Source organism: Sphingobacterium tenebrionis (assembly GCF_037126265.1).
In the GTDB taxonomy this organism is placed as follows: domain Bacteria; phylum Bacteroidota; class Bacteroidia; order Sphingobacteriales; family Sphingobacteriaceae; genus Sphingobacterium; species Sphingobacterium tenebrionis.
Window position 1 is genome coordinate 1 of record NZ_JAYLLN010000053.1, and the last position, 17,233, is coordinate 17,233.

The window sequence follows — 17,233 nt, forward strand, 5'->3', positions numbered from 1 at the left end:
ATCCAATAGTGAAGAAAGAGTTTGTATAGTACATATAGTATTACCAAATTTGCCTGTATAATCAATTCAGAATTAAACCAATAATCTGTATAGCTATATAAGGACAAGACATTGTTCATACATATTGCAAGTAATGTGCAAGTAAGGTTCAAGTGACTAAAGTCACTTACAACTCACTTTCAAGTCACTTACACCTCACTTGCACCTCGTACACAATAACTTTTTTTTAGCTAACAGATTAATACCTTTACCTAAGATTATTCCTGTTACGATGAATGACTTATCCCGGTAGAAATGTCTTTCTGCGAGAAAACTTTTCCACATTTTGAAAAATGTTAAAATTTGTTAATTTTCTAATTTTTAGTGTTTTTCGTTGCTAATATTTTAAACAATGATAATAGTTGCTGTGAAAACTATTTAAAATTCTAATTTTTGTTTACTCGAATCTGCCATAAAGATGCAAAAAGGTGGGTGTGAGTATATTAAGTTTATGTTAAGGGTTATTTAAAGTCAATCTGACTTTTTACTTTTGCGCAGTAAAAACAACTTAACATATGGAAAAAATTTCTACTAAACTGATTGCCATTTTTGCATTAGTACTTCTATGTAACGTTACATGGGCGCAAAACCTGTTACAAGGAAGAGTTACTAATGGAACTGAGCCTTTATCAGGTGCAACTATCTTGGTAAAAGGTACTTCTGTAGGTAGTTCTACAGATGCAAATGGTAACTTCTCAATTAATGCTCCTCTCCAAACCGGAACATTGGTTGTGAAAATGTTGGGCTACCTTACTTCAGAGGTAGAGTTCTCAGCAAACAAATTAAATTTAGGAACTATTGTATTAGTTGAATCAGGTTCTCAAGAATTAGGTGAAGTAGTTGTAATTGGTAAAGGGATTATTGATATCGCTGATCGTAAAACTCCAATTGCGGTTTCAACAATAACTCCTTTAGAGATTCAGGAAAAAAGTGGTGCAAACGTTGAATTCCCTGAGTTAATGAAAAACACACCTTCTGTTTACATTGCTGACCAAGCAAGCGGATTTGGTGATTCAAAAATGTTTGTTCGTGGTTTTGATCAATCAAACACAGCATTCTTATTGAACGGTCAGCCAATCAACGGTATGGAAGATGGTAACATGTACTGGTCTAACTGGTCTGCTATGTCTGATGTGGCTAATTTGATTCAGATCCAAAGAGGTTTGGGTTCTTCAAAATTAGCGATCTCTTCGGTAGGTGGTACAGTAAACATCGTAACTAAAGCTACTGAATTAAATAGAGGTGGTTCTGTACGTATGGAAACTGGTAACGATGGATTAGCTAAAGCAACTTTGGTTTACAATACCGGTATGGTAGGTAAATGGGGTTTCTCCATGATGGTAAATGGATGGAGAGCGGATAAAAAATATGCTTTAGGTACCGCAGGTGCTGGTCAAAACTATTTCTTTTCTGTTGGTTATCAACCAAACGAAAACCATAATTTGAACTTTATGATCTTTGGTGCACCTCAGTGGCATGACCAAAACTATTCTAAACCATTAGTTTCTGGTTACAGATCAAATAATACTATTCTTCAAACTCCAGGTTATGATATCACTGGTGAGAAAGGTAACAATAACTATGGTTGGTACAAAGGAGAAGGTTTGTCACAAAGAACAAACTTCTACCACAAACCAGTAAGTAATATTAACTGGGACTGGACAATTTCAGATAGAACATCATTATCTACTGTATTATATGCATCAATTGGTAAAGGTGGTGGTACAGGTATCTTAGGAAATGGTCCTGGATTTACGTTAAATGGTTATGATGCAAATAATGGAACAACCAACTGGGATGTTCTTGCAGATTTGAATACTAAATTAACGAATGGAATTTCTCAAGGAAATAACGGTACGACTTTAAGAGCTTCTGTAAATAACCACTTTTGGTATGGATTAGTTTCAAACTTTAACATTGAAGCTAGTGAGTATTTATCTTACAATGTGGGTATGGATTTAAGATTCTACAAAGGAGATCACTTCCAACAATTGGTTGATTTATTAGGTGCACAAGGTAGAGTTGCAGAATCAAGCACTAGACCAGAGATTAATCCACATAAAAGAAACGTTGTTACAGAGACTTATTCTACTAATCCTTGGGAACATTTGTTCAGAAAAAGCCCAAGCTTAGATCAACGAGTAGCTTATGATAACAGTGAGAATATCAATTATCAAGGTGTTTTCGGACAAGTTGAATATGCTGATGATCAATTTTCGGTATTTGTTCAAGGAGCAATGTCTAACCAAGGATACCAAAAAATCGATCGTTGGAACTATGCAGAAGGCGAGAAGAAATCCAAATTTGACAATAAATTTGGTTACAACCTTAAAGGAGGTATGGCATATTCTTTCGTAGAAGGACAAACTGTGTTTGCGAACATCGGCCATTACTCTCGTCAACCATTCTTGGATAATGTATTTATTTCAAACACTGTTGATTTTGCAGATCCTGAAGTTAAAAATGAGAAAATCTTTGGTTTAGAAGCTGGTTATAAATTTACAACAGAAATGTTTGATGTGAATTTGAATGGTTACTATACAACTTGGAAAAACCGCTTTACAGATTACGGTGCTAGAGATTATGTTGTAGGTTCTGATACTTACCAAAGTGTTACTTATTTATTCACTGGTGTAGGTCAAGCTCATAAAGGTTTGGAATTAGATTTTAATGCTCGTGTATTGTCTAATCTTACTTTAAGAGGTTATGGTTCAATTGGTGACTGGAAATATGATGGAAAATCTCCTTACCGTGTAAGAGATAATGATTCTTTCAACATTATTTTTGAAGATAAAAATGGTCAAGATTTAACAGGAGTTAAAGTTGGTAATGCGGCACAAACAACCTTTGGTTTAGGTGCTAAATATTTTATTCTTCCTCACTTCTCGATCGATGCAGATTTTAACCACTTTGCAAGATTATATGGTAATGTGAATGTGGATGATATCATTGCTTCATCTTTAAAAGGTGAAGTTTACCAATCTGAAAAATTAGATAGTTACAACATTATTGATGCGGGTTTAAGTTATACGTTCAACTTGAAAAACAGCCAGAAATTGAAATTCAGAGGTAATGTTAAAAACCTTTTGAACGAAGATTACTTCTCTCGTAAAGATGCGTATGGATATTTCTACGGTGTAGGAACAACTTGGAATGCTGGTTTAACTTACAGCTTCTAATCAAGATAAGATGAAATAGAAACGGGCAAATCGAAAGATTTGCCCGTTTTTTTTTAAATAAATTTTAAAAATTCGGTTTCAATAAATACTTATCGTAGAACCTAAAGATGTGTTCAACAGCTTCCTCTGCCGTATCCACCATCCTATAAAGATTCAAATCCTCTTCACTGATATATTTGTTCGTCAGCATGGTTCCTTTGATCCAATCAAACAATCCGGACCAATAGCTTGATCCTACCAAGACAATAGGGAAACGGGCAATCTTACCTGTCTGGATCAAGGTAACGGCCTCAAACAATTCATCCATCGTTCCGAATCCACCAGGCATCACAATATATCCCTGCGAATACTTCATGAACATGACCTTGCGAACGAAGAAATAATTAAACTCCAATAGTTTGTCCCTATCGATGTATTTATTGTGGAACTGCTCATGTGGCAGTTCAATATTCAATCCTACGGATTTACCACCAGCGGTATAAGCCCCTTTATTTGCAGCTTCCATAATACCTGGTCCACCACCTGAAATCACACCATATCCACGTTCTGCCAATAAACTGGCAATCTGTACCGTCATCTGGTAATATTTGTGTTCATCCGGAGTTCTTGCCGATCCAAATATGGAAACACAGGGACCAATCTTTGCCAATTTCTCAAATCCATCCACGAACTCCGCCATGATTTTGAAGATCTGCCAGGAGTCCTTTACTTTTATTTCCTGCCAAGTCTTGTTGGCGAAGGAACTTAATATTCTGTCATTTTGCGTCATAAATATAAATTATAAACAGCAGGCTTTTTAAAAATAGCCTTTCCTGTTTGTTGTAATATAGCATAATAATTAAAATTCAAGAAATGTTTGCAGTAGTTTTTTTGATTATTAAATCGGAATAATTATATTTAATTAATTAACCAAAAAACGTTTTAGTTCTTTTAAAAACAAATAAAACCTAAATGAACAGAAGAAAATTTATCAGCAGTGCTGCACTTGGTGCGGCGGCTTTTACTATCCTTCCTCGTCATGTAATGGGAGGTAATGGATTTCTGGCACCCAGTGATCGGATCAATTTGGGATATATTGGGGTAGGTAAGCAGGTGGGGACTTTATTGAATGGATTGATGAGCCTTCCGGAAACGATGGTGCTCGCTGCTGCGGATGTGGATAGTACGAAACTGAACAGTTTCCTAAATACTGCCAATAAACGGAATGCAGAAAAATCAGGCCAGCAAGTAGAAGGGTTTAAGAATTACCGCGATCTACTTGCCAGAAAGGATATCGATGCGGTGGTGATCGCCTCTCCAGACCATTGGCATGCCATGCATGTAGTGGATGCGGCCAAAGCGGGAAAAGATATCTATTGTGAGAAGCCTTTGGCGCTGACCATTGATGAAGGCCGAGCTATGGTGGATGCCACCCGGAAATATAAAAGGGTGCTGCAGACGGGTTCCATGCAACGCTCTCAACATAATTTTAGGCATGCTGCTGATTTGATCCGTAATGGATATATCGGTGATATCAAGGAAGTCAATGTCTCTATCGGAGAACCTGTAGTGGAATGTGATCTGCCTTCAATGGAAGCTCCTGCACACCTCGATTGGGACTCTTGGGTTGGCCCTTCTCTATACCGAGGCTATAATCCCATCCTAAGTCCACCTATAAATGCACCAGAATGGGCGTTATGGCGTTTGTACCATGGTTTCGGGGGTGGTTATATCACCGATTGGGGCGCACATATGTTCGATATCGTTCAGTGGGCCCTTGGGATGGATAACTCCGGGCCTGTGTCTTTTACACCTCCGGATATACCAAAAGCTAAAGAAGGACTCTATTTTACCTATAAGAATGGGGTGAAAGTGCATCATAAGTCCTGGGGGAAATTCAATGCTATTCAATTTATAGGTACCGAAGGGAAGATCGAAGTAGCCCGAGAATTTTTGACTTCGGATAAGACCAATCTTCCAAAATCAGCGATCGCTGAAAAGGATCGTAAGGTGTACTACTCGGAAAACCATTACAGGGATTTTGTGGATGCGATCAAAAAACGTTCTAAACCGATCTGTGATGTGGAAATTGGGCATCGAACAGCTACGGTTTGTAATGCGGTGAATATCGCTTACCAACTACAGAAAACAATACAATGGGATCCGAAAAAAGAGGTATTTGACAATCCTTTTGCCAATAACCTGAAATCAAGACCTTACCGAGGAAAGTGGGATTATTTGGATTTCTAACTTAATTATTTTGTAATTTTGTGGAATGAACTTTTCCTCCAAACTTCTTGAACAAGCGGTAGAAGAATTTGCTAAGTTACCAGGCGTCGGTAAAAAAACTGCCCTTCGTCTGGTATTGCATCTCTTGAAACAAGCGGATGCTGATGTTTCAAAATTCACTTCTTCCTTGGATCGATTGAAAAGTGAGATCAAATATTGTCGTACCTGCCACAATATTTCCGATCTGGAGGTATGTGAAATCTGTTCTTCCCCGAAAAGAGATCATTCTTTGGTCTGTGTTGTGGAAGATACCCGGGATGTGATGGCGATAGAAAACACCAATCAGTTCAATGGCGTTTACCATGTGTTAGGTGGTTTGATATCCCCAATGGAAGGGGTTGGGCCCGCAGATCTTAAAATTGAGAGTCTGATCGAACGCTTACGGAATTCACAGGTCCAGGAAGTCATTTTGGCGCTCAGTGCCACCATGGAAGGAGATACCACTATCTTTTACTTATACCGCAAGCTCCGCGAATTTGAACTGCAGATCAGTACCATTGCCAGAGGAATCTCCTTCGGAGGTGAACTGGAATATGTGGATGAGATCACCTTGGGTAGATCCATTGCCACACGTGTACCTTATGAACGAAATGTAGGGTAAATTAAAACCTATTACCCTTAGGCTAAGCCTTTTTCCTTATCCATTTTATTAATGATCCAATAATACGCAAGGGCGCAGATCAATAAGGTGGTTCCTGCTCCTGTCCATAGGATGTTATAGCCAAAATGTTCGGCTATATAGGTGCCTAGATACGCACAGAATACATTGGCAACTGCAAATGAAAGGGAATTAAAACCCATATAGGCACCTTGGTTGCTTTTGCTTGCCCGAGATATGGAAACTGTTGCCAAAAAAGGTAAGGTGAGCATTTCTCCGGTGGATAAAAGGAACATGGCAAGAAACAACCATGGAATGCCATAATCTACGTTCAGCATCATGTAGGAAATCCCCGCAATAACCGTCCCCCAGAGCATGATCTGTTTGACCGAAAAGCGATGCTCCACCATATGGACCAAAATCATTTCAAAAAGTACGATCACAAAACCACTGAATCCTAATAACAGGCCAATCTGGTCAGGTTCTAATAAATGGATTTCTTTATAGTACAAGGGCAGGGTTCCCAACAATTGGAAGAATGCCATATTAAAGAATACACAGATGATGTTAAATATGATGAACAATCCATCTGAATAGGCATTTCGAGTAGGTTTCTGTTCTGCTATTTCCACCTCGGTTTCTTTTGCCTGATTACTTTCTTTCTCAGCTGCAACGTTTGGTTTTCTATTCCGGAAGAAGTAGATAAATACCACAGCGGCTACGGCTGCAGCCAGGGCATTACCATAGAATATCCAATCGTAGGAAATCTTCGCAAGGAAACCTCCCAAAGCTGGACCAATGGAAAATCCCAGGTTGACCGCCATCCGGTTAAGGGAATAGGCGCGGGTAATATTCTCTGGTTTTGCATATCGAGCAACCGAAACGGAGTTGGCCGGACGGAAGGTATCGGCTACTAATGTTAACAGGAAAATCATGACCGCAAGTCCATGGAAACTACGGAACTGTGGCAAAATTAGGAACAAAGGGATGACCAGGATCAAGCTCCATAGCTGAATCTTGAAATTGCCGAATTTATCGGTCAGCCAGCCCCCAAGCCAAGATCCAAATACCGAACCCAAGCCAAAACAGCCCAATACAATACCGATCTGGGGCTTTGAAAAACCCAATTCGGAGGACATGTATATTCCCAAAAAGGGAATAACCATGGAACCTGTTCGGTTGATCAGCATCACTAAGGCTAGCAGCCAGGCTGCCGGGGAAAGCCCCCTGTAAGAATCAATATAGAGTTTTAAGAATGTTTTCATTTGGGTAATAGATTAGCTGTGCCCTTTGCAGGGCATATTAAAAAAATAGCTATGTCTGCAAGATTATGCGTTGGATGAATCCAACGAAGAATTGATCTGATAGGCTACAGATTCCAAACGCTTCTTACCGGTCTGTTTGTTCAGGATGATGTCAATTCTTCCTAAGTTCACACCAGAGCGACCCGTTTGGTTGACCAGGGTAATCTGGCCGGCCAAGTTCTTGACTTCTGTTGGTTTATCCAAAAAGGTATGGGTATGTCCGCCAATAATCAAATCGATATCTCGAGTTTGCTGTGCCATCTTCAGATCAGAAGGCTGATCTGTTTCATAGCTATAACCAATATGCGACAGGCAAATGACGATATCACATTTCAGGTCATGTTTCAGCTTTTTGGACATCCTATTGGCTACTTCGATCGGGTCTAGGATCTTCATACCCTTATAACTATTAGGATCCACCAGGCCGTCTAAATTGACACCAACAGCAAATACCCCGATCTTTACGCCATCTCGGGTAAAAACCACGTGTTCTTTGGTTTTGCCCTCCATGATGGTTCCGGTAAAGTCGTAATTGGAAGTTATAAATGGGAAATTCGCCTTGTCAAAATGCTTTAACAGACCAGGGAGTCCATTGTCGAATTCATGGTTGCCGAATGTTCCTGCATCGTATCCTAATTTAGACATCAGTTCCAGTTCCAATTTCCCATCAAAGACATTGAAATAAGGGGTTCCCTGGAAAATATCGCCAGCATCGAATAAAAGGACGTTCTTTTCTTCGCCACGGATCTTTTTGATCAAGGTGCTTCTACGCGCTACTCCACCAAGACCTTGGAAACGGCTCCCATCCATCGGGAATGGGTCGATACGGCTATGCACATCGTTCGTGTGTAGTATCGTAATCTTTACCTCTTTTCCACGGGCAAAACTAGTGCTAGGAAGTCCTGAAAGGGTAGCTGTTGCTCCTAGAGCAAGCATTCCTTTTAAGAAATCTCTTCTATTGAATGATTTTAACTCTTCCATCTAATTTCGATTCTATTTTTTTACCTGATTTGCTGATTCCCTGTATATAATCGATCAAGCCTTCGCGGACCAACTGCGTAGAGGTGGTTTTCTTGACCGGGTTTTCCAATCCCCTCACATGGTCTCCACCATTGGCAATAAAGTCATACGTGATGAGCTTATAGGTTTTGTTGGGATCAATATTTTTGCCGGCGATCTTGAAATCCTGCAGCTTTTTATCCTTGATCAGAATTTGTGCATTGCCAATGGGCTGCCCATTGCTTTCGGCAATGAAATCCGCCAGTCGTAATACATCGGAACCTTTCAATTCCAGTACCACAAAAAGGTTTTCAAAAGGCATGAATTCGAAGATGGTGCCAACGGTGATATCTCCAGCTTTGATGTTGGAACGGATTCCATCTTTTGTAGCCATGGAAAAATCAACCTCAGGGTCGATCTTTCTACCTATTCCCATCATTGCATCCACAAAGAAATTACTCAATAGGCTTTCTGGGAGATTACGATTATGGATCATATTCTCGGTGGAAATGCCAATGACTTCATTCATCTTTGCCTCCAATTGCGTACGATATGGGTTGATATAATTGCTGATCGCCGTGTCCTCTACGATACTATTGTTTATAGCAATCATCTGTTTATTACTAACAGTAGATTGGTAGTAGGTGGTTTTACAGGAACTTAATGCGAGTAGACCAACGGAAAGGAAGAGCAAATTATAGGTAGAAAACCATGTCTTCATATTAATAATTTTATGCAAAGTTATTAAGATTGCCAACAATACGAAAAAATGGCTGTTATTTTTTGGTTAATTTAATCCTAAGCGCTCTTCGAAATATTTGTTCATGAATAATCGGGTAAGACCCAGGGAAATGGAACGATCGCCCAATTCGGATATGATCAATTCACAATTGTCTGCCAATTTGGTCATGGAATATGTTTGAACCTGTTGGAGTATGGATGCTGACAGGATGGAGGAGGCCCTGGTAAACTCGCCGGTCAACAGAATAGTCTCCGGATTAAATACCTGGATAAATAACGCAATAGCTCGCCCTAGTTTGTTTCCTAGAGAAGAAATCAGCTGAATCGCATATTGATCGCCTTCCAATGCGGCTTGAATAATATGGATGGGTAACAGTTCTTGTTCTTCGCCTTCCAATTTGATCAACGTTGGAGTGCCATTGAGAATATCTTCTTTGGCCTGTTTGACAAGCGCAGAACCAGAAACAATCGTTTCTAAGCAACCCCTCTTCCCACAATAGCATAATTCGCCTTCTTCTTTGAAGGATATGTGCCCCATTTCGCCTGAGAAGCCATTCTTTCCCGAATAGATTTTTCCATCGGCAATGATGCCTAGCCCAATACCCCAGTCCAATTGAATGATCAAGGCATTGTTTTTTCTTTTTAAAGGGCCAAAAAATTGTTCAGCCATGCAGTTTACCTTGGCCTGATTCATGATCCTCACCGTCTTGTTGAATTCTATTTCAAGATCTGATGCTAACTGAAAGTCAGGTTCATAAAAAAAGGTATAGTTGTTTCCCGCTTTTTCATCCACCAGACCCGGCATGGAGATAGCGATTCCAGAGCATTGTTTCCATATTTCGGGATATCCCTGCATGTAATCTTCGATAATGGCTTTGAAGCTGGATAGTTTATTCAGGTTTTTTGAAATCTTAAAACCATAGGTTTTTATGGGTGTAACTAGATTGGAATTGTTATCGAGAACTCCCAGCATAACCGTAAACCTGGTGATTTCAATTGTTAAGATTTTAAATAGGTTATGGTTTAATTGAAAAAGATTCGGTTTTCTGCCGCCAATAGATTCACCCCGTTCTTCCTGAAGGATTAATTTCTGATCCAATAATTCGTTCAACATGACACTCAGTGTCGGAAAGCTGAGACTCAATTCGCGCATCAGATCGTTTATGGATGTTTTGCCGGCAGCATAGATGGCCTGTAATAAAGCCATTTTATTCTTGGTAATCTTTGCTGACTTTCTGCTCTTAATGGTATTCGGGGTTAATAATTGATCGACTGCATTCATAAAGGAGAAGTGTTGTATTCCGATAATTAATTTGTGTATGGTTAATAATTTCTCTAAAATAAATAATAATTTTAAAATCGTCGCATATTTTTCTTAAAAAAATGTTAAAATAACAAACTTATTAATTTTTTTAAGTCATTGAGTGTTAGTATTTTTCAAAAAAAAAGCCGAACTAAATTTAGTCCGGCTAATATTTTAATAATGATGTATTATTTTTTGTCGATTTTATAGACTTTACCGCCATCTGTAATAGCGTACAAGGCTCCATCTTTTCCTTGGATAACATCCCGGAATCTTTCGCCTTCAGAAGCCAATAATCGCTCTTCTCCAACCACTTTATTATTTTCGATCACCAATCTTGCAATATGCATACTGCTTAGACCACCAATAAATAAGTTGTTCTTCCATTCTGGGATATTGGATCCTGTATAGAATACCATTCCTCCCGGAGATAATACCGGATCCCAATAATATACAGGTTGTTCCAGACCATCCTTTTGTTGGATAGGCGGGTTACCAATGGCTGGTCCACCATACTCAATACCATAGGTGATCGTCGGCCAACCATAATTAAGGCTTGGCTTCACAATGTTGATCTCATCACCTCCACGTGGGCCGAATTCGGAGTTCCAAAGATCTCCCGTAACTGGGTTGAACGCCAATCCTTGCGTATTTCTATGCCCATAGGAATAGATCTCTGGTTTTGCATCTTTGTTATTGGCAAAGGGGTTTCCTGATGCCGCTTTACCATCTTTGGTAATACGTACAATCTTACCTAGAGCAGAATTTAAATGCTGCGCTTGAGGTCTGGTTTCTTTATCCGAACGTTCGCCAGTGGATACAAACAAGTTGCCCTCTTTGTCAAAGATAATCCTTCCTCCATAATGCAGTTTTCCTTTGTAGGTAGGTAAGGCTTGATAGATAACCGTAGCGCCTTCAATTGTTTTTTCATCGGCAGAAAGCTTTCCTTTACCTACCGCAGTATGGTTACCACCAGTTACTGGTTCAGAAAACACCCAGTACACCATACGGTTGCTCGCAAAATCTGGATCCAAAGTAAGGCCTAATAAACCGCCTTGTCCATCAGAATCTACTTTTGGCAATCCAGTGATCGGTGCACTAACACTTCCGGTTGTAGGATCCAATATGATCATGTTCCCTTCGCGTTGTTGGGTTACCAATATTCTTCCATCAGGTAGAACGGCTGCTCCCCAAGGGTTCTTCAATCCTTGTGCAATGACCTTTCCTTCGTATGGAGTTTTTGTTTTGACACCTGCAATTCGGGTTTGACCTTCAAAAGCAGGTTTATAATCTGTATTTGCTTTGCCAGTTTCAACTGGAGGATATTTGGTCGTATCCTGAACAATAGTTGAACTGTCTTTGATTTCTGTTCCGTTATTATTTGTTCCGGAACATGAAATAAAAGCGGTTGCTGTTGCATAAACCAAAGCACTTGTAAGCTGTTTCTTCATGGTGAGGTGAGGTTTTTTTGTTATATTTTGTGTAAATCTTTTTAATTAAACTCCGGACGCTTCGGAAAGTTTGCGACGTGGGCATATTTCGGTCCCATACTGATGATGGTTTCCTTCCAAAGATCTTCCCCATCATTGATGAAGGTAAGATCGATATTAAAGGAATTATGCACCGCCCAGGAGTTCTGTTTAATTTCCTGATCCAATTGCCCGATACTCCATCCGGAATATCCTAAGAACAATTTAACTTCATCTTGGTTCAGTAAATTGTTGTTTATTAATTCCTTTAAGCGATCAAAATCTCCGCCCCAGTACAGGTCATCGACAATATGGTTGCCACTTTGGAGTTTGTCAAAAGCTTTGTGGATAAAAAAGAGGGCATTTCCTTCTACTGGGCCACCAAAATAAAGGGGGATCTCCGTGTTGTTCATACCATCCAGTACATCAGATAGATAGAGCATGGATCGGTGATTGAGGACTAGGCCTACCGTTCCTTCTGTATCATTGTGTTCGCACAATAATACGACCGAACGTTCGAAGTTCTGATCCAGCATGAAAGGCTCTGAAATCAATAAACTTCCTGTCTTAGGTATAAATTCGTTGAACATAATGTATAGATGTATGTTAACCAAAAATATAGTTTTTTGATTTTAATTCCATTGTAAAATAGTAATAATTTTAATATCATTTTTATTAAAAAATGGATATTTCGTTAAGTTTGTAGCAAATACATTAGCGTCATGTCCATCGAACATAAAGAAATTGCGGCTATACGTGAAGACTATGCCAAAAGCAGTCTGAGCGAAAATGAAGTTTTGGGAAATCCGATTGATCAATTCAAGAAATGGTTTTCTGAAGCTATGGTTAGTGAAGTCACCGAGCCTACAGCCATGGTGGTATCATCGGCTTCTGTAGACGGGAAACCCTCATCGCGCGTTGTATTGATGAAGGATATCAAAACGGATGGCATCAGCTTTTTCACCAATTATAATAGTCGGAAAGGACAAGAGATTGTCGCCAATCCCTTTGTATCGGTGTTGTTTTTCTGGCCGGAATTACAGCGGCAGGTGCGTATGGAGGCTGAAGTAGAAAAATTGGCTCCAGAAGAATCCGATGAATACTTTTCTTCGAGACCAAGAGGGAGTCAGATTGGCGCCATTGCCAGTCCGCAGAGTGCCATCATCAATAATAGGGAAGAATTGGAGCATCGGGTGGCTGAGGTTTCTGCGGAAGTGGGTGAAGGGGAAATCCAAAGACCTAATTTTTGGGGTGGATTTCTATTGAAGCCTTATCGGATGGAATTTTGGCAAGGTAGGAGCAGCAGGCTTCATGATCGAATCGTTTATAAGCAGGAAGATGGATCTTGGTCCATCAATCGTATAGCACCATAGCATGTTTGAAAAAGTAAAAGAATTAATCCTGGGGAATCTAGGGGAGCAGGCAATTGTTACCCTTCAGGACCATGGTCTTCAGCCGGCCATCTATTTGGATCCCAATTATCTGCTGCAGGCTGCCAAATTGCTGCGTGATACGGAAGGTTTCTATTTTGATTTTTTGGCCAACATAACGGGGGTGGATTTTCATCCGGCCGCTGAATTTGACGTGGTCTACCACCTAAGTTCTATTCCTTACCAAACGCAATGCGTTTTGAAAGTGAAGCTGGCAAATGATCGGAGCCTGAACAATCTTCCGGAAATTCCTTCTGTTACATCGGTATGGAGAACAGCCGATTGGCATGAACGGGAAATCTTTGATCTGATGGGTATATTTTTTACCGATCATCCTGATCTGAGGAGGATTTTAATGCCTGATGATTGGGAGGGGTATCCTTTGCGTAAGGATTATCAGGATCCAGAGTCTTACCATCAAATCCCTATTAAGTAATTATTATTGAATCCAAATAGATTTTCCTATTTAAGATGAGCATCGACGAAAAATATACACAGGGTCTTCGGGATTACGAGGAGAGGATCAATTCGGTTTCCTCTCAGGAAATGGTGATCAATATGGGGCCGCAACATCCTTCTACACATGGAGTGTTACGCTTGGAATTGATTACGGATGGGGAGATCGTTAAGGATATCATTCCTCATCTGGGTTACCTGCACCGGTGTTTTGATAAGCATGCGGAGTCCATCAATTATACGAAGACCATTCCCTTTACGGATCGGTTGGATTATCTGGCCTCCATGAACAATAGTCATGCTTTTGTGATGGGAGTGGAGCGGATGTTGGGTATACAGGATAAGATTCCGAAAAGGATAGAATATATCCGAGTTTTGGTTTGTGAGCTGAACCGTATTGCTTCGCATTTGATTGCTATTGGAACCTATGGGATCGATATTGGGGCTTTTACACCTTTTATGTGGTGTTTTAGGGATAGGGAGCATATCATGAATATGTTGGAATGGGCTTCGGGATCGAGGATGTTGTACAATTACATCTGGATCGGTGGGCTTTTCTATGATCTTCCGGTGAATTTTGAGGAGCGTTGTTTGGAATTTGTGGACTATTTCAAGCCTAAATTGCAGGAGCTGGATGGACTACTTTCCAATAACGAGATTTTTATACAGCGGACGGCGAATATCGGGGTTTTGCCTGCTGATGTAGCCATTAATTATGGTTGTTCAGGACCTATGCTGCGTGCATCGGGTATCAAATGGGATCTGAGGAGGGTGGATGGTTATTCGGTCTATCCGGAAATTGAGTTTGATGTTCCTGTGGGAAAAGGAGAGATGGGTTCTTTGGGCGATTGTTGGGATAGGTATAAGGTGCGGGTGGATGAAGTGAAGGAGTCTGTGCGGATTATTGAGCAGTGTTTGGAAAGATTGATGGGGGATTTTAAACGGACGGTAAATTTTGATCCGCGGGCTTTGGTTCCTAAAAAGGTAAACCTAAAAGCTCAGGATTATTATGTTCGGGCAGAAAATCCGAAAGGTGAATTGGGATTTTATTTTGTGACGGCGGAAAAGACGGATATTCCTCGTAGGGTGAAGGCAAGAGGACCAAGTTTTAATAATTTATCGGTTTTGCCGGAATTGGGAAGAGGGGTGTTGATCGCGGATCTGATTGCGATATTGGGTTCTATTGATATTGTGCTTGGTGAGGTGGATAGGTAGGAATTATTGGTAAGGGTTGGCGAGTTGGATAGGTAGGGTATGGTTGCAATGGTTGGACGGTTAAAAAATGAAACGTGCAAAAAAGCGCAAAAAATATATTTGAGATATGTAAATAATATTTATATTTGCTGTCTCATAATTTAAGTTTATAATTGGTTAATAGTTAGGGGAGCAATTGCCAGATTGCTTCCCTTTCTTTTTTATAGTTATATGCGTATTTGTACGTTTATGCGTATTTGTGCGTATTCGTCATGGCGAGGAATTTTACCAGTCATTGCGAGAAACTTTTCCCGTCATTGCGAGGAGGCACGACGAAGCAATCTTTACGCATGTCATGCTGAGCGAAGTCGAAGCTTCTACATGTGGTACCCGTACAGATCCTTCGACTACGCTCAGCATGACAGGAAGAAAGATTGCTTCGTTCCTCGCAATGACGAAGGTCCTCGTAATGCCGAAGGATCTCGCAATGACGTAAGACCTTTATCCTTCAAAATGATCCCAAATTATCTTTGCAATCCTTCTCGTTAAATTTTCAGCCTCATTATCCTTTGTCCAACTTTGATCCTTATTATTCTTCGTCAAAATCGAAAACACAATATCTCCATGCGGCGCATTCACTAAAACAACCTCACCCCGTGCATCATTAACCGACCCCGTCTTACTGATTGTCGCATAAATAGCAGGAATCTGAGATAAGGACCTTTCATTATAAAACTGGTTCTTTAAAAACCTATACATCTTATCCGACTGTTTTTCGGAAATAACCTTTCCTTCCCTAATCAATTCAAATAAATGAGCGATTTCATAAGGTGTAGTTTGTCCCCAACCATATTTTTTCCAGATATCCTCTCTACCTGCCGTCCTGGAATTCACTTTTGTATTTTTCAATCCAAGATTATCCATCAATGGGTTTATGGTCTGACCACCACCAGCCAATTCTTGAATCCAGATCGATGTCACATTATCCGAATAGGTCAACATCAGAGAAATCATGGTTGAAAGATCCGTCTGCGCACTATCCTTATAAAACTGCATCAATCCTGATCCACCATAAGTTCTCTTATCGCTATAGATGAATTTTTGTTCCAATTGAACTTCATTGGCGTCTATTTTCTGGAAAATTCCAACCAAAAGTGGAACTTTAACTATACTGGCTGTCGGGAAAATACTGTCTGCTGAAATTCGAACTTCTTTTTTGGATTTAAGGTTCTTGACATAGATACCGATATCACCGCGGAAACCATTGATCTCCTGCTGAATTTTTGCCGTTAGCTTTTTGTCGATTTTTTGGGCTTGGGAATTTCCAATTATAACAAATAATAAGCAGCAAAAAGCGATCAGTTTTTTCATGGATTAGAATTTTTGGTTATTTTGATTTCTAAGTTAAGGAATCAGAAATTAAAATTAGACTGCTATGGAATTATATATGTTGGTTATTGGAGGGAAACCGCTTGGTAGATATATTGAGCAACACGATGTGTTTTTCGGAATTTCAGAGGAGCTAAAGGACCTTGTTCCTGCTCTGAAAGCATTTTGGCCGGAGATGAATGGGAAGATGCACATTGATTCCTGGAGGAAGGTAAGTAGGGTTGGGGGCTTTAAAGTTTTAGTAAAGGAAAAGATCGAAGAAACAGTTGATGATAGTGGTTTGGATAAAAAGGGGCTTGTATCGGGAAGGAATAGTTTGTTTTTTGTGAATTTGGGTGGGTATAAGCCGAATGATATGGAAGAATATCATTATAAACAATTGGTGGTTGCAAAAGATTTGGCAGAAGCGAGTAGGATCGCTAAACAAACGGTCTTTTGGAAACATCATGAATCATCGCATATTGATGATAAATATGGGATTGATGTGGATGATATTTATAATGTGGAAGATTTGTTGACGGAGGAGATGAAGAGAAAGTATAAGTTGGTTTTTGAAGAGGTTGTAGGGGGAGATGGAGTTGGGGGTGATATGGATGAGGATAAGTTGGAAGTCGGTTATCTAAAATTAAGTAAGTTGGAAGGGTAAAACATTTCCGTTATTGCGGAACTATAACCGTCATTGCGAGGAACGAAGCAATCTTTAAACTATTCGAAAGATTGCTTCGTCGTGCCTCCTCGCAATGACGAAGGTATTACCTCCTCGCAATGAACTGTGTATATATCCAAATAATAAATTAAATTTTCTCCAAATAATATTCTGATTAGGCCGCTTTTGCGATGTAGCCCTTTCCAGATTTTGCGATG

General features: G+C 39.9%; 15 protein-coding genes. 7 read left to right on the forward strand and 8 right to left on the reverse strand.

Annotated features, from left to right (window positions below; all coding sequences use genetic code 11):
- Window positions 1-554: 554 nt before the first annotated feature.
- On the forward strand, window positions 555-3,218 hold the full coding sequence (locus VJ786_RS15525) for a TonB-dependent receptor (protein WP_099365637.1): 2,664 nt from the start codon (window positions 555-557) through the stop codon (window positions 3,216-3,218).
- A gap of 64 nt (window positions 3,219-3,282) precedes the next feature.
- On the opposite strand, the gene VJ786_RS15530 is transcribed toward VJ786_RS15525, so the two are convergent.
- Window positions 3,283-3,987 (reverse strand): LOG family protein, encoded by a 705-nt coding sequence (locus VJ786_RS15530; protein ID WP_134777753.1) that lies wholly within the window; start codon window positions 3,985-3,987, stop codon window positions 3,283-3,285.
- A 182-nt stretch (window positions 3,988-4,169) separates the two neighbouring features.
- Between VJ786_RS15530 and VJ786_RS15535 the strand changes: the two genes are divergently transcribed.
- Together VJ786_RS15535 and recR are read left to right on the forward strand one after the other, a co-directional pair.
- The gene (locus VJ786_RS15535) at window positions 4,170-5,447 is read left to right on the forward strand and encodes a Gfo/Idh/MocA family protein (protein WP_099365639.1); all 1,278 of its coding nucleotides are present in this window, start codon (window positions 4,170-4,172) and stop codon (window positions 5,445-5,447) included.
- Between the two features lie 25 nt (window positions 5,448-5,472).
- Window positions 5,473-6,087: a recombination mediator RecR gene (recR, locus tag VJ786_RS15540; RefSeq protein WP_099365640.1), complete on the forward strand. Its 615-nt coding sequence runs from the start codon at window positions 5,473-5,475 to the stop codon at window positions 6,085-6,087.
- A 17-nt stretch (window positions 6,088-6,104) separates the two neighbouring features.
- On the opposite strand, the gene VJ786_RS15545 is transcribed toward recR, so the two are convergent.
- The 6 genes from VJ786_RS15545 to VJ786_RS15570 form a co-directional block, all read right to left on the reverse strand.
- Window positions 6,105-7,349, reverse strand: a complete 1,245-nt coding sequence (locus VJ786_RS15545) for an MDR family MFS transporter (RefSeq protein ID WP_099365641.1) — start codon at window positions 7,347-7,349, stop codon at window positions 6,105-6,107.
- Between the two features lie 63 nt (window positions 7,350-7,412).
- A complete protein-coding gene (locus VJ786_RS15550) occupies window positions 7,413-8,369 on the reverse strand; it encodes a metallophosphoesterase (protein WP_099365642.1) in 957 nt (318 codons plus the stop codon).
- Window positions 8,344-9,108: a 5'-nucleotidase C-terminal domain-containing protein gene (locus VJ786_RS15555; protein WP_245153220.1), complete on the reverse strand. Its 765-nt coding sequence runs from the start codon at window positions 9,106-9,108 to the stop codon at window positions 8,344-8,346. The genes VJ786_RS15550 and VJ786_RS15555 overlap by 26 nt, the downstream gene beginning before the upstream one ends.
- A gap of 66 nt (window positions 9,109-9,174) precedes the next feature.
- Window positions 9,175-10,410 carry an ROK family protein gene (locus VJ786_RS15560; RefSeq protein ID WP_134777757.1) on the reverse strand — a complete coding sequence of 412 codons (1,236 nt, stop codon included), beginning with the start codon at window positions 10,408-10,410 and terminating at the stop codon, window positions 9,175-9,177.
- 209 nt (window positions 10,411-10,619) lie between these two features.
- A complete protein-coding gene (locus VJ786_RS15565; RefSeq protein WP_099365644.1) occupies window positions 10,620-11,882 on the reverse strand; it encodes a PQQ-dependent sugar dehydrogenase in 1,263 nt (420 codons plus the stop codon).
- Between the two features lie 41 nt (window positions 11,883-11,923).
- Complete coding sequence (locus VJ786_RS15570; protein WP_099365645.1) at window positions 11,924-12,490, reverse strand: YqgE/AlgH family protein; 567 nt, start codon at window positions 12,488-12,490, stop codon at window positions 11,924-11,926.
- A gap of 132 nt (window positions 12,491-12,622) precedes the next feature.
- Here VJ786_RS15570 and pdxH point away from each other — a divergent pair, with 132 nt between their 5' ends.
- The 3 genes from pdxH to VJ786_RS15585 are packed head-to-tail and all read left to right on the forward strand — an operon-like array spanning window position 12,623 to window position 15,001.
- A complete protein-coding gene (pdxH, locus tag VJ786_RS15575) occupies window positions 12,623-13,273 on the forward strand; it encodes a pyridoxamine 5'-phosphate oxidase (protein ID WP_336558011.1) in 651 nt (216 codons plus the stop codon).
- 1 nt (window position 13,274) lies between these two features.
- On the forward strand, window positions 13,275-13,766 hold the full coding sequence (locus VJ786_RS15580) for an NADH-quinone oxidoreductase subunit C (protein ID WP_099365647.1): 492 nt from the start codon (window positions 13,275-13,277) through the stop codon (window positions 13,764-13,766).
- A 35-nt stretch (window positions 13,767-13,801) separates the two neighbouring features.
- Window positions 13,802-15,001, forward strand: coding sequence for an NADH-quinone oxidoreductase subunit D (locus VJ786_RS15585; protein WP_336558012.1), 1,200 nt, complete (start codon window positions 13,802-13,804; stop codon window positions 14,999-15,001).
- A 480-nt stretch (window positions 15,002-15,481) separates the two neighbouring features.
- Here VJ786_RS15585 and VJ786_RS15590 read toward each other — a convergent pair whose 3' ends face one another.
- Window positions 15,482-16,351, reverse strand: a complete 870-nt coding sequence (locus tag VJ786_RS15590) for a serine hydrolase (RefSeq protein WP_099365650.1) — start codon at window positions 16,349-16,351, stop codon at window positions 15,482-15,484.
- 64 nt (window positions 16,352-16,415) lie between these two features.
- Between VJ786_RS15590 and VJ786_RS15595 the strand changes: the two genes are divergently transcribed.
- Entirely contained in the window at window positions 16,416-17,015 is a 600-nt protein-coding gene (locus VJ786_RS15595) for a DUF1543 domain-containing protein (protein WP_099365651.1), read from the forward strand.
- Window positions 17,016-17,233 lie beyond the last annotated feature (218 nt).

Coding starts and splice junctions, on each gene's coding strand:
- VJ786_RS15535 (WP_099365639.1), top strand. CDS start 4,170: ATGAACAGAAGAAAATTTATCAGCAGTGCTGCACTTGGTGCGGCGGCT.
- VJ786_RS15525 (WP_099365637.1), top strand. CDS start 555: ATGGAAAAAATTTCTACTAAACTGATTGCCATTTTTGCATTAGTACTT.
- VJ786_RS15545 (WP_099365641.1), bottom strand. CDS start 7,349: ATGAAAACATTCTTAAAACTCTATATTGATTCTTACAGGGGGCTTTCC.
- VJ786_RS15550 (WP_099365642.1), bottom strand. CDS start 8,369: ATGGAAGAGTTAAAATCATTCAATAGAAGAGATTTCTTAAAAGGAATG.
- VJ786_RS15595 (WP_099365651.1), top strand. CDS start 16,416: ATGGAATTATATATGTTGGTTATTGGAGGGAAACCGCTTGGTAGATAT.
- VJ786_RS15555 (WP_245153220.1), bottom strand. CDS start 9,108: ATGAAGACATGGTTTTCTACCTATAATTTGCTCTTCCTTTCCGTTGGT.
- VJ786_RS15580 (WP_099365647.1), top strand. CDS start 13,275: ATGTTTGAAAAAGTAAAAGAATTAATCCTGGGGAATCTAGGGGAGCAG.
- pdxH (WP_336558011.1), top strand. CDS start 12,623: ATGTCCATCGAACATAAAGAAATTGCGGCTATACGTGAAGACTATGCC.
- VJ786_RS15565 (WP_099365644.1), bottom strand. CDS start 11,882: ATGAAGAAACAGCTTACAAGTGCTTTGGTTTATGCAACAGCAACCGCT.
- VJ786_RS15590 (WP_099365650.1), bottom strand. CDS start 16,351: ATGAAAAAACTGATCGCTTTTTGCTGCTTATTATTTGTTATAATTGGA.
- recR (WP_099365640.1), top strand. CDS start 5,473: ATGAACTTTTCCTCCAAACTTCTTGAACAAGCGGTAGAAGAATTTGCT.
- VJ786_RS15570 (WP_099365645.1), bottom strand. CDS start 12,490: ATGTTCAACGAATTTATACCTAAGACAGGAAGTTTATTGATTTCAGAG.
- VJ786_RS15585 (WP_336558012.1), top strand. CDS start 13,802: ATGAGCATCGACGAAAAATATACACAGGGTCTTCGGGATTACGAGGAG.
- VJ786_RS15530 (WP_134777753.1), bottom strand. CDS start 3,987: ATGACGCAAAATGACAGAATATTAAGTTCCTTCGCCAACAAGACTTGG.
- VJ786_RS15560 (WP_134777757.1), bottom strand. CDS start 10,410: ATGAATGCAGTCGATCAATTATTAACCCCGAATACCATTAAGAGCAGA.